Origin of the sequence: Puia dinghuensis (assembly GCF_014642875.1) — a bacterium.
Taxonomy (GTDB): Bacteria; Bacteroidota; Bacteroidia; order Chitinophagales; family Chitinophagaceae; genus Puia; species Puia dinghuensis.
In genome coordinates this window covers 1,002,003-1,014,152 of sequence record NZ_BMJC01000002.1, presented here as the reverse complement: position 1 = coordinate 1,014,152, position 12,150 = coordinate 1,002,003, and the positions used below count along the sequence as shown (strand labels likewise).

The following is a 12,150-nucleotide window of genomic DNA, read 5'->3' as shown; positions in this document are numbered from 1 at the left end:
CGCAACATGAAATGCATTTGGTTCTTCCTCCTTATATCACCTGTCTTACAGGCTTCTGCTCAGTCACAGTCAAAGTCATTAGCGATCGTCCGCTCAGCTTTCATCTATGACACTGCTCCCTTCCCCCAATGCCATGCCGCTACTATTGCCGAGACGCCAAAAGGACTGGTGACGGCCTTCTTTGGCGGAACAGGGGAAGGCAGGCCAGACGTCTGCATCTATGTCTGTAGAAAAGATAGGGGATCCACAACCTGGTCCACTCCCGTCAAGGTAGCCACCGGCATCCGCAATGATACGCTTCGTTATGCGTGCTGGAATCCCGTGCTCTATCAGATGCCGGGCGGCGATCTCCTGCTGTTTTATAAAGTGGGCCCCAACGTTGCCAAATGGAAAGGCTGGCTCATCCGGAGCAATGATGGTGGCGTCACCTGGTCAAAACCGTGGGCTCTACCCGAAGGTTTTCTCGGCCCCATCAAGAACCAACCTGTCCGGCTGGCGGACGGCGCTCTACTTTGTCCCAGCAGCGTGGAAGGCCATGGCTGGCAGATACATTTCGAACTGACCCGCGACGGCGGAAAGACCTGGCTACTATCCGAACCCGTGCCAGTACCGCCCCCTGCGGCAACCGGTGCGGAACCCAACAGCGAAGACGAGGTCACGGCAAGCTTCGAAGCCATCCAGCCGGCCATCCTCGTCTACCGCAACGGTACCATCCAGGCGTTGAGTCGCAGCAAGAACCGCATGATCCTGGCCACCGAATCGAAGGACAACGGCAGAACATGGTCGGCATTGGCAGCTACACCCCTGCCGAATAATAATTCCGGCATAGATGCTGTGACGCTAAAAGATGGCCGCCAGTTGCTGGTCTACAACCATGTGCTGCCCCCCGAAGGCAAGTCCAGGGGCGAGCGTTCACCCCTCAATGTGGCGCTTTCCCCGGATGGAAAGACCTGGTACGCCGCCCTGGTGCTGGAAGACGACCACACCGGAGAATATTCCTATCCCACGGTGATCCAGTCGTCCGACGGCAAAGTTCATATCGTGTATACCTGGCACCGGAAGAAAATAAAGTATGTGGAGATCGATCCGGCAAGATTGAGATTCGAAAAGATCAAGAATGGCCTCTGGCCACCCACGATAAAAAAATAAGGATGACGAACAAACCGATCATTGGGATCACTATGGGCGACCCGGCTGGCTTTGGCCCCGAGATAGCGATCAAAGCCCTGCTGTCGGCTAAGGTCACCGCCATCTGCCGCCCCATCATCGTTGGCGATGCCGCCACTTTGGACTATACCGCCGATCGCCTGAACTGCAAGGTGAGGATCCATCCCATTACAATAGTAGCCGAAGCGGTCTTCCAACCGGGGATCATCGACGTCCTGGACATGGAGACTGTCGATCTCGACAAATTGGTACGGGGCGAGGTCTCGGCGATGACTGAGCATGTCGCGCTCGAAGCCATCCGTAAGGTCAACGAACTGGCGATGGCCGGCGAGATCAATGCTATTGTTGCTGAACCTGGCATCGCCAGTGCCGATGAGATGATCCTGGCCATCGAAGCCGCCGTTAAATTAATTGCAGGTGCATCGCCTTCACCATCCGCACGTTGACCAGCGGCTCATATTCCGGCTCCGGCTCCACGAGGCTCACCGTCTTATAGGTATGAAATAGATAACACATTGCCTGCGCGGTTAACTCGGTACAATACGCGCCGGCAATGCATCCATGCATCCCATGACCAAAGCTCAGCATAGTCATGTTGTTCGCCCGATGGCGATCAAACTCCTCGGGCCGGACAAATTGTTGCGGGTCGCGGTTGCCTGCCGCCACGACGACCAGCACGGTTGATCCCGCTGGCACCACCACGCCACCGATTGTCATATCCTCCGTCAGCACCCGCCGCGTATTGTGCACCGGCGAGTCATACCGCAACACCTCCGTCACAAAGGAGAGAAAGAACCCGATATCCTGCGAAGCAAGCAGATCCGCTTTCTCGCGACAGAGCAAATGCAGCAGCGCAAGGCTAAGCAAACCCTTCGTCGCATCATGACTCTGGATCAACAGCCCGATGAGGTTGCTCACCGCATACTCCTGCGTTTCACGCGTCAACCCCGGAAAGCACGTCGCCACCTGCCGGTCCGCCACCGGATAAACCCTATCGACGGCCGCCTCCAATGCCCGCGCCGCTTCCGCATTCTCCACCGGCCGCATAATCCTCAGCACGGTGGACAACTGCCCCAACACCAATTCCACATCCTCATCGGAAAAACCATATCCCGCCAGGATATGCATTGCCGGCAGCACGGCCCCTACCATGCTCACCCACTCTACGGTCGCCGGCGTCCCCGGTGGCGGCAACAGTCGCGCCAGAAGGGGGCCAACGTCCACGTGCCGTCGCCCGCGAAACATTCGGAGGGCCATCTGCCGCGCCAGATCATGTTCGGGCGGGTTGCTGATGCGTACAAGCCGCTTCTTGACGGCCAGCGCCTGACCCCCCAGCTCACCATCGGCGACAGGAGGGATCAGGGTGACCGGGTGCGACAGCACCTGCTGACAGTGATGATAAGGATACACGGCCCAAAGCCGGTGTTCCTCATCCCAGTAAACGGGCGTCTTCTCCCGACGCTCGCGATAAATGGCGTATGGGTCCATGTCGTAAAAATAGCTACCTTTCATCAGCAACACTTCAGTCTATGCTTAACTATATCGCACAGCTCATCGGCGATCCTATCCGCGCCAACATCCTCTGGACCCTGCTCGACGGTCGGGCCTACACGGCATCCGAACTGGCCGCCGCTGTGGACACTTCCGCCCCGAACTGCAGCATGCACCTGGCCAAACTTATAAAGGCCGATCTCCTCACGGTGGAGGCCCAGGGCCGGCATCGCTACTACACCTTTTCCCGGCCCGAAGTGGCCTATGCCGTGGAAGCGCTTGCGGCGCTGTTGCCCGCCGGCAACAGGGATGCGGTGGAAAAAGACGACCCGCCCATCCGCATCTGCCGCAGCTGTTACGACCACCTGGCCGGCAGGATAGGGGTGCAGGTGGCTGAAGCCCTGGTGCAGCAGAAACTGCTGGTACAGGAGAACAAGCAATTCCTCCTGACGCCAAAGGGTACCCGCTGGTTTAATGAAAAGGGCATCGACACTGCAGCATTACAGCGTCAGCGGCGTAACTTTTCGCGCACTTGTATCGACTGGACCGAACGCCGTCCCCACCTCGCCGGCTCCCTCGGCGCGGCCTTATTGCGCTTGATGCTGGACGAAAATTGGCTCCGAAAAAAGGCGAACAGCAGGGCCATGGCGGTTACTGCTAAGGGACAAAAGGCTCTGTATCAACTATTTGGGGTCGTTAGTTAAAGGTTTGCATTATAGGAAAACTTATTTTAATTTTATTCTGTATGACCCTAGTGGAAAAACTCCTAAACGAGGTGACTGGCTTTTTTGCCCTGCACAATTTCGTCGATATGGTCCGCACCCATGATTTTCGTGCATTAAGGACCATGGCCGGCATCGATGCCATCATCGCCCCCCTCATCCCGATCCTCCTCGTGGCCGAGGCGATCCATGCACTCATTTTGCGGCGAGTAACCGCGGCGCAGTACAAAATACCCTTCTTCAGTTTTGTTTTCAACCGGGTGATGCAGCATTTTGTCTCCATCGTGCTCGTTACCTGGCTGTTCATTGTGATATCCCCCTTCTCGCCCATCCGGTCGAAGATCACCTGGTATTGGCTGCTCTACAGCTATGTAGTATGGGAACTGGCACATTTCATCTATCACTACCTGGGTCATAAGGTGAGGCTCTTCTGGTGCCTTCATGCCACCCACCATGCCCCAGAACACATGAACATTTCGGTGACCCATGCCCATTTCTTCCTTGAAGGGCCCTTTGCCGATGTCATTCGCACGACAGTTTGTACCTTGCTGGGGGTCAATTATCCCCTTCTGCTCTTCATCATGTTCATCGACACCACCTGGGGTGGATTTATCCATATCGGCGAGAATATGATCCGCGACGGGCGTCTCGGCTTCCTCCACGACTATATCCTCACGCCCTCTCATCACCGGGTGCATCATGCCAGGAACCCGTTGTATATGGATACGAATTTCGGCAACCTGCTGCCCATCTGGGACCGGATCTTTCGAACTTACCGGCCGGAAAAAGAGAATATCACCCCCGAGTACGGTACCACCCGCTATGATAAAGAGCCCACGATGCTGCAAGCCTATTTTGGAGAATTCGTGGCACTCGGAAAGGATGTGTATCATGCGCCGGGGATCATCAACAAATGCAAGTATATTATTATGCCCCCTGGCTGGAGCCATTTGGGCGACCATAAGACGGCTGCCGCTGTCCGGCGTCACTGGCTGGAAGCGCAGAAAGCCGGGGCGGAAGAACACGAACTAGAAATTGAAGTTGGAGCTAATGCGCAACCCAAGGCTGCTCACATTGGGGTGGTTGAGGTAAGTAAACCGTTTCACAAGATCTAACCGGAATAGGGTGAAGATGTTATAAACACCCACGCTTCCTTCTATATAAGGTGTTCCGCTGAGAGAATAGGTTGATGTCACTCCATTGATCAAAGGAAACTTCATTTGATTCAGATTGATTGCCGGATTATTCGCATCACGAAGTCCGCCATAGAGGATCTTCCCCGCTACCACCTCCCTTAACCTCAGCCATTTCAGCCCGGGGATCTTGTTAAAGAAGAACCCGTTGAAGAAGTGGTCGATGTCGATGCCGGCATAGTGATCGCTCACAAACTCCCCGACATTCATCATGTTGTAGGATGTCTGCGTATAGAAATAGGAGGTATTGGCCGGATGGATCGTCAGCAGCGGGAAGGGCAGGGTACCGCCAAGATAACCCGCATCCAAAGTAATATCGGAATATCCCAACGGCGCAATATAACAACGTTTGTATACATTCAGGTGCAACGCATCGAAGTTATACTGCCCGCCGAATGCCCCCTTGATGCCCCGGCCATATTGCAGGGTGATGATGGGATAATGATTGACGATATTGACCCTGCCGGCCTTGTTCTGGAAGAACTGTTCGTGTGGCGCCCAGCGCAGGGTGCCGGATAGTTCGTTGGTCGTGATCCGGGACACGGTATCGGACTTATCGGCATAATTCTTATAGATGTACAGCAACGAACCCGCGGGCGACTGCTCCCAGTACTTGGCTGCAAAGGAATAGGTAAGATGGGTGGGTAGCTCATGGATATAGGACAGCCGGACGATGCGGTTGTAGAGCCATTCGGAGTTGATCCCATGACTGAAAGAAGTAAAGAAATTGTTGGCTACGGCAAAGGCGTTCTCCTGGCCCAGCGCCCGCGTGTCGTTCAGATAACTAACCTGTACATAATGCTGGGGATAGGTGTAAATAGATTTATGGTTAAAGGCATAAGCAAGCGCGCCAAAATATTTCCAGCGTTGATCCTTTGTACCATAAGCTCCATAGGCTTCCCCAAAGAGGCTGGTGCTCATTTTTGTATTGGTGCGTCCACCCAGTTTTAGCCGCTGACCTTCGAGGTGATTGAAGGTATAAAAGCTGGCGATCTGGCCCACGTCGATCTTTCCGACCGATTTATAACCCGCCGTAAATGCCGTTGCATAATCCATCAGCCGCCGGTAGCTCCGCATCTTTACCAGGCTGTCCGTGTTGGAATAGGTCTTTGCCTCCGTCGGGCTCAGCGCCACCGACCGTTCGCCGGTCCAGAAGCTATCCGTTTGCTTGCCGGCAAGCCGGAGTGTATCCACCGGCAACCCCTTGAAGATACTATCGGCGATAGGGGCGTGGTTCAGCTCCTTTATGTTGACGACCCGTTCGCCGACTACCCCCGGACCCTTGGGCCAGGGACTCAACAGCGCGATCATATCCGAATTGACCAGATGGTAGCGGTCGCCCGGTCCCTTTTCAAAATCCTGTTTGACGTTGAATTCCCGGACATAGTTGAGGTTGACGTGCTTGCTGACCCCCAGTTCTGCTTTCCGGATGGCGTAATTGCCGTCGAGGGTGATGAAGAGCGTCCCGCGAAAGAGCGGGTCTTCGGGATTTCTTGGGGTAAAATATAATTCTACCAACCGCTCGCCGTTCTCTACGATCGTATCCCGGATAAAGTACATATAAAAGGTGGGTGCAAGGTCGGCAACGGGGCTGACGAATTGCATCGTAAAGGCATCGATCGTATTGTCATAAAGATTGATGTCTTCATATAGGCGGTTAAACGCAGAACTAATACCTTTCATGTCGATGTATTCGCCGAAGTCCACGCTTTTCTGACCGATAACGATCTTCTTGTTATTATCGGGATGCCTCCGGGCATAGTTATCCGAATATACTTCCTGAATATAAACAGGGATCAGGGACTTGCCCGGGATGATCGTCGAGTCTTTGTTGTCGAAAATGAACTTGTATTTCTTCAAGAGAATATTATCAACAAGCAGGCGGGGAACCTTATCCACCATCATCCTTATCTTTTCATATTCCCGCCAGGCGCTGTATTCTTCGGCCTTGGGGCCGTTGCGGCCCTTATTGGCAATAACCTTGCGTATCAATTCCACCGCGGGATTGTTCTTATTCCGGTATTTACCTCTCCTGCCTTTTATGACGACATCTTTTAATACGGTGTATGCTTTCGACAGCAGGATAACGGGCGAATCGCCTCCCGGGAGGTCTTCGGCCGCCAGGGATAATGATTCGTAGCCCATGGCCGTAAAGAGCAGCTTTTGAGTGGGGTTGTCGACGGTGATATGGAATTTGCCGCTGGCGTCTGTTATGCCATGATGTCCATTTTGCGCGCTTATACTGACATTGACCACCGGCATCCTGGAAAGTGAATCCAGCACGGTTCCGGTGATGGTCCTGGATTGCCCGGCGCCGGCCAGCGAAAGAATCCCGGCCGCCAGGAGAAGAATGATCTGTTTTAGTCTAGGAATTGGGTTTGATTTTATAGATCAACGAAGCAAGATATAAAAAATTTCAATTCCCCTGAAATCCCGCATCCCCGCAACTGACTTAATAAGAAAATAATTTTCCGGTAAACCATTTTTTGGCAATTTGCAGCCATGGCTGAGCTAACTGAAATAAAAGAAGGGAAAGCGCCAGCTTTCACATACATCCATAATCAGTATCAAAAAAAGCTATTCCGCTTTTTTTTGAAACGCACCGCCGGCAATCACGATACCGCCCGCGAGCTCAGCCAGCAGACCTTTATAAAACTCTGGAACAGCCGCCACACCCTCTCCGATTCCTTTTCCATTGAAACCCAATTATTCACCATCGCGTCAACCGTACTGGTCGACCATCTACGCCGCCGGGCGCACGAGAAAAAGCGGTTGTCTGTGCTGGTTGATAAAATGGACGAAGGTCCGCTACTGGTGATGCCGGCAAAGGAATTCGAAGGCTCCGACTACCTGCAGGTGGTTGTGCGCGGATTGCCCCCCGCCCGGAAGAGGATCATCCTCATGAAAATGTCCTCCGGCTTCACCAATAAAGAGATCGCCACCCAACTATCCATCTCCGAGAAAACGGTGGAAGATCATGTTACAAAAGCCCTCCGCTATCTTCGCACTACCTTGGCGCCCGACGCCAGCCAAGGTTAAGTAAATGTTACGGACAGGGGAATATTTACTTTTGCACCGTATTCAATTTCGGAAAACTATTATCGCAACAATCACATGCAAATTACGGAAGCGCTGATCAGGAAGTTTTTTGAGGATGCTTGCACTCCCACCGAAGCCGATGCGGTGGCGGCCTACCTGAAGGAAAACCCGGCGGAGTTGAAAAAATATCTCTCCGCTGACTGGGAAGAGGCCTCGACTTTGCCCCATCACGATCAGCCTGTGGTGCTTCCGCGACGCTATTCTGTTCGCTGGACAGTGGCTGTTGCTGCGGCCGCGCTGGTCATCGTAGCAGGCCTTGCCATCCTCCGGCCGCGCACTGATCATCGTCAACCAGTAGTAGCTGCGCGATCCATACCGGCGCCGGCGCAACCGGATACCGCCTGGACGGTGAGAACAAATTCGACAGCATCGAAGCAGCTGGTGAAGCTGGACGATGGTTCGGTGATCACGCTTTATGCAAATGCGATAATCCGTTATCGTGGCAGGCAGATATCCCTGCATGGTCAGGCAGCCTTCGATGTCACAAAAGCCCCTGGCCAACCCTTCATTGTCAGCGCCGGCGCCACCACTACAACAGTATTAGGCACGCGCTTCAATGTCGCGGAAAACGAAAAGGGTGTCATCGTCCGGCTATACCAGGGGAAAGTGAGTGTCCGGGCCGCAGCAAAAGAGTACATCCTTTCCCCCGGCCAACAGGTAAGCTATAACCTCATGCACGACCAGTCGGTTGTCAGCACCTTTGGCGATGCAACACCAGGCCCGCTCGCGGTGGCGCCAACTGCCCCGGCAGCGCAAAAGCTCAGCTTCGACAATACTCCGTTACCCGACGTAATGACGCGACTAATACAACGCTACCATACGCCGATCGGATTCGACAAGGCTGCGATAAGCAAAATGTATTTCAGTGGAACCGTACTATCCACCGATTCATTGTCAACCATACTGCATGTGATAGCGAATATGAACGGCTTAACCGTCACCACCGGTAAACAGGGTTTTATTTTATCGGTATCCCCTAACTAAAAAAGCCAGGCCCTCGTATCAGGGTAAACATGCCAAACGGCGTGAACGGGCAAACCATACCTAAAAATTGATAAACTATAAACAGTTCTGCTATGAAAAGACACAAGCTCCCGTCCTTGCTCTGCCTCTTCCTGCTGCTCTTCGCAGTCCGGTCGATGGCCCAGCAAGGTACAACGGATGTAACAGGCACAGTGATGAGTGAGAAAGGAGAGATACTGGAAGGCGTCTCTGTCGACGCCCGGGATACGATGACCCACGAGCACTATTCAGCGATGACGGACAGCAAAGGGGTCTTTGTTTTCTCCCATCTCTCCGTCGCCGGAAAATATGATTTCACCTTTTCTTTTGTAGGATATGAATCCGACGTATACAAAGGATTCGTGGTAAAACAGGATGGACAAAAGAATACGCTGCTTATCCGTCTGCATGAAAGAAAGAACGAACTCAACGAAGTGGTGGTGACGGCCCTCGGCGTGCGCAAGGATACCCGGAAGATCGGTTACGCCGTGCAGGAAGTAAAGGGTGACGAACTGGTAAAAGCAAGGGATGCCAACCCCGTCACCGGGCTCATCGGGAAGGTGGCCGGTCTCTCCGTCGGACCCTCCGCCGAATTGCTGGGTACGCCCAGCATCCTCATGCGGGGCAACCAGATCACACTCTTTGTTGTCGATGGGGTACCTATCAGCTCAGATACCTGGAACATCAGCCCCGATGACGTCGAAAGCTATTCGGTGCTGAAGGGGCCCGCCGCCGCGGCCCTCTATGGCAGCCGTGCACAATACGGCGCCATCCTCATCACGACAAAAAAAGGCGGCAAACACAAAGGGTATACGGTAGAGATCAACTCCACCAACTCCATCGACAAAGGATTTATCGCCTATCCCAAGACCCAAAGCATCTATGGCGGCGGGATGTACGGCGAGTACGCCTTTGCGGACGGCTATGGTGGCGGCGTGCAAGACGCGCAATATCAGCTTTGGGGACCGAAATTCCGGGGTCAGCTGCTGCCCCAGTATGACGGGACATACGATGCGACCAACACCTACACCACCACTTTCGGTAACCTCACCTATAAGGGCCATATTGTTCCGACCCCTTATGTTGCCCGCGGCTTCGTAAACGGTAAGAACAACCTGGAGCGTTTCCTCCAGGCCGGCTTTCAAAGCACCAACAACGTCGCCCTGACGGCCGTAGGGGACAACTACAACCTGCGGTTCTCCCTCTCCCAGTCGCATCAGAACAGCATCGTCCCCAACACCGGGCTGGACATCGCCAATTTCAATATGTATGGCTCCTATAAGCCTAACGATCGCCTGACGCTAAACGCTTCTCTGAATTTCAACCGGGCCTATACGCCCAATATTCCAGATGTGCTCTATGGCCCCGGCAGCCTGATATATGATCTCTCGATCTGGACCGGCGCCGAGTGGAACGTAACCTCCCCCGATATCGAAGGCATCTGGCAGCCGGGCCAGACGAATATAAGATCCGTGTTCCCCGAACACGTACACTATCACAATCCCTGGATGATGGTGGAGTCCTGGCTGCGCGGACACTATAAGACCGATATCAACGGCTACGTCTCCGCCAACTATAAGTTCAACTCCCACCTCAACGTCACGGGCCGTACGCAGGTGACCACCTACAGCCTGTTCCGCAGCGAGAAGATGCCGTTCTCCGCACACCCCTACAACCGCGCGCAGGAGAAAGGCGACTACCGGGAAGATCACCGCGAACTGTGGGAGAATAACACCGACATCCAACTGAATTATAATTACAGGGTCCATAACTTCTTCACTTTCTCCGGCCTGGCGGGCGGCAGCCTCCGCGCCTTTACGTATAATTCGAGCTTTACTTCCACTGATTACTTAAGCGTACCGGGAATATTCAGCTTCAGCAACTCCCTCAACCCGGTGCAATCGAGTAATTTCCATTCCGATATGCAAGTGCTCAGCGCCTATGCCGCCGCGGACATCTCCGTGGGCCGGTATGCCACGCTCTCGGCAACGGGCCGGGTAGACAAATCCTCCGCGCTGCCGATCAACCACGATGTGTATTATTATCCCAGTCTTTCGGCAACATCGGTGGTCTCCGATTATATTACTTTGCCAAAGGTTATCTCTTCTTTGAAGGTGAGGGCTTCCTATGCCACGGTGCATGGCGATGCTACGGCTCCCACTGTCGGCATGGCGCCCTTCAACAGTATCACCGCCTATGGCGGATCGACGGCCGGCACGCTCTATGACAATCCCCTGGCCTACGGAACGAATTATCTCTCGCCCTATGGCGGTCCGGATTATTCCCTCCAGCAGGTGTTCTCGACATCCAAGCCCTATAACAACGGTCCGGCAGCGGCTGCACCCCAGAGTATCTTCGATCCCAATATCCGCACCTTCAACCGGGTCAACTACGAAGAGGGCTTTGACATCTATTTCCTCGATCACCGGTTGGGATTCAACGCCACCGCCTTCCAGTATATCGATGGTCCCCGGATATTGGCCGACCCGGTCTCCCCGGCCACCGGCTATACCACCTACTATGTCAATGGCCTGAAGACCCAAAAGAACGGTTACGAACTCACCCTCTCCGGTACACCGCTGCGCACAAAGAACTTCACCTGGGAAGCGCTCGTCAACTGGTCGACCTATACGGAGAAATACAAGGAGCTGCCCGGCGGCCAGAGCACCTTCAACACGTTCTACCATGTCGGCGACCGTGTAGATAGGCTGTACAATCTTGCCTTCGCCAGGACCCAGGATGGACAGGTCATCTATGACGCCAGTGGCCTGCCGTTGCGCAACCCTGTTAGCCGGTTCCTGGGTAATGTCAACCCGGACTACACCTGGTCGGTGTACAATAAGGTCAACTATAAGAGCTTTTATTTCAGCTTCCAGTTTGACGGTAGCGTAGGCGGCGTGATCAGCGACTACCTGCTGTTGAAAACGATGGTCGGCGGCGCCAACATCGCAACGACCGAGGGCGCCTTGGGCAAGTCGAGATTGGATGACGACGCCAATGCCGGGGTCTCTTCCTGGAAGGGATCTTATATAGGTCAGGGTGTACAGGTGACCAACGGACAAGCCATCAACTATGACAACCTTGGGAATATCACCAACTATAAGTCACTCGCTTTCTCCCCCAATAGATCGACCATCACCGTCCAGAACTGGGCTACGCAATATTACAACACGATAGAAGGGACGATGGTCACCAAGACGTTTGCAAAGCTTCGGGAAGTGGTCATCGGCTACGACCTGCCGCACCGCTGGCTGCAAAAGTCGTTCATCAACAAGGTGAGCCTATCGCTTGTAGGGCGCAATCTGTTGTATTTCTACGTCAACAACAAATACCGCGGTCTTGATGTCGAGCAATTCAACACCAGCGTGAGCCCGGCGATTGGGGTCGCCAGCACGGCAACTTCTTCCCTGCAAACGCCTACCACCCGGCGATTTGGATTTAACCTCAACGTTGTTTTCTAACCCATTCAAAAGAAA

Annotated in this window: 9 protein-coding genes; 7 read left to right on the top strand and 2 right to left on the bottom strand. The window is 53.9% G+C overall.

Features of this window, described 5'->3' with window-relative positions:
* The first annotated feature begins 6 nt into the window (after positions 1–6).
* The gene (locus tag IEY39_RS12355) at positions 7–1,149 is read left to right on the top strand and encodes a sialidase family protein (protein ID WP_188931854.1); all 1,143 of its coding nucleotides are present in this window, start codon (positions 7–9) and stop codon (positions 1,147–1,149) included.
* Positions 1,150–1,151: 2 nt separating this feature from the next.
* Positions 1,152–1,613: a 4-hydroxythreonine-4-phosphate dehydrogenase PdxA gene (locus IEY39_RS12350; RefSeq protein ID WP_188931852.1), complete on the top strand. Its 462-nt coding sequence runs from the start codon at positions 1,152–1,154 to the stop codon at positions 1,611–1,613.
* Here the strand turns inward: IEY39_RS12350 and IEY39_RS12345 are convergent.
* The gene (locus tag IEY39_RS12345; RefSeq protein ID WP_188931850.1) at positions 1,570–2,679 is read right to left on the bottom strand and encodes a cytochrome P450; all 1,110 of its coding nucleotides are present in this window, start codon (positions 2,677–2,679) and stop codon (positions 1,570–1,572) included. The two genes, IEY39_RS12350 and IEY39_RS12345, sit on opposite strands and share 44 nt — an antisense overlap.
* A gap of 17 nt (positions 2,680–2,696) precedes the next feature.
* Between IEY39_RS12345 and IEY39_RS12340 the strand changes: the two genes are divergently transcribed.
* Positions 2,697–3,362, top strand: a complete 666-nt coding sequence (locus IEY39_RS12340; protein WP_188931848.1) for an ArsR/SmtB family transcription factor — start codon at positions 2,697–2,699, stop codon at positions 3,360–3,362.
* Between the two features lie 41 nt (positions 3,363–3,403).
* Positions 3,404–4,495 (top strand): sterol desaturase family protein, encoded by a 1,092-nt coding sequence (locus tag IEY39_RS12335; protein WP_188931847.1) that lies wholly within the window; start codon positions 3,404–3,406, stop codon positions 4,493–4,495.
* Here IEY39_RS12335 and IEY39_RS12330 read toward each other — a convergent pair.
* Positions 4,409–6,856 (bottom strand): DUF5686 family protein, encoded by a 2,448-nt coding sequence (locus tag IEY39_RS12330; protein ID WP_188931846.1) that lies wholly within the window; start codon positions 6,854–6,856, stop codon positions 4,409–4,411. The genes IEY39_RS12335 and IEY39_RS12330 overlap by 87 nt on opposite strands.
* 219 nt (positions 6,857–7,075) lie before the next feature.
* On the opposite strand from IEY39_RS12330, the gene IEY39_RS12325 reads away from it, so the two are divergent.
* The 3 genes from IEY39_RS12325 to IEY39_RS12315 all read left to right on the top strand — a co-directional run bounded on the left by IEY39_RS12325 (position 7,076) and on the right by IEY39_RS12315 (position 12,135).
* Entirely contained in the window at positions 7,076–7,612 is a 537-nt protein-coding gene (locus IEY39_RS12325) for an RNA polymerase sigma factor (protein WP_188931845.1), read from the top strand.
* 75 nt (positions 7,613–7,687) lie between these two features.
* Positions 7,688–8,656: a FecR family protein gene (locus IEY39_RS12320; RefSeq protein ID WP_188931844.1), complete on the top strand. Its 969-nt coding sequence runs from the start codon at positions 7,688–7,690 to the stop codon at positions 8,654–8,656.
* A 92-nt stretch (positions 8,657–8,748) separates the two neighbouring features.
* Positions 8,749–12,135 carry a SusC/RagA family TonB-linked outer membrane protein gene (locus tag IEY39_RS12315; RefSeq protein ID WP_188931843.1) on the top strand — a complete coding sequence of 1,129 codons (3,387 nt, stop codon included), beginning with the start codon at positions 8,749–8,751 and terminating at the stop codon, positions 12,133–12,135.
* Positions 12,136–12,150 lie beyond the last annotated feature (15 nt).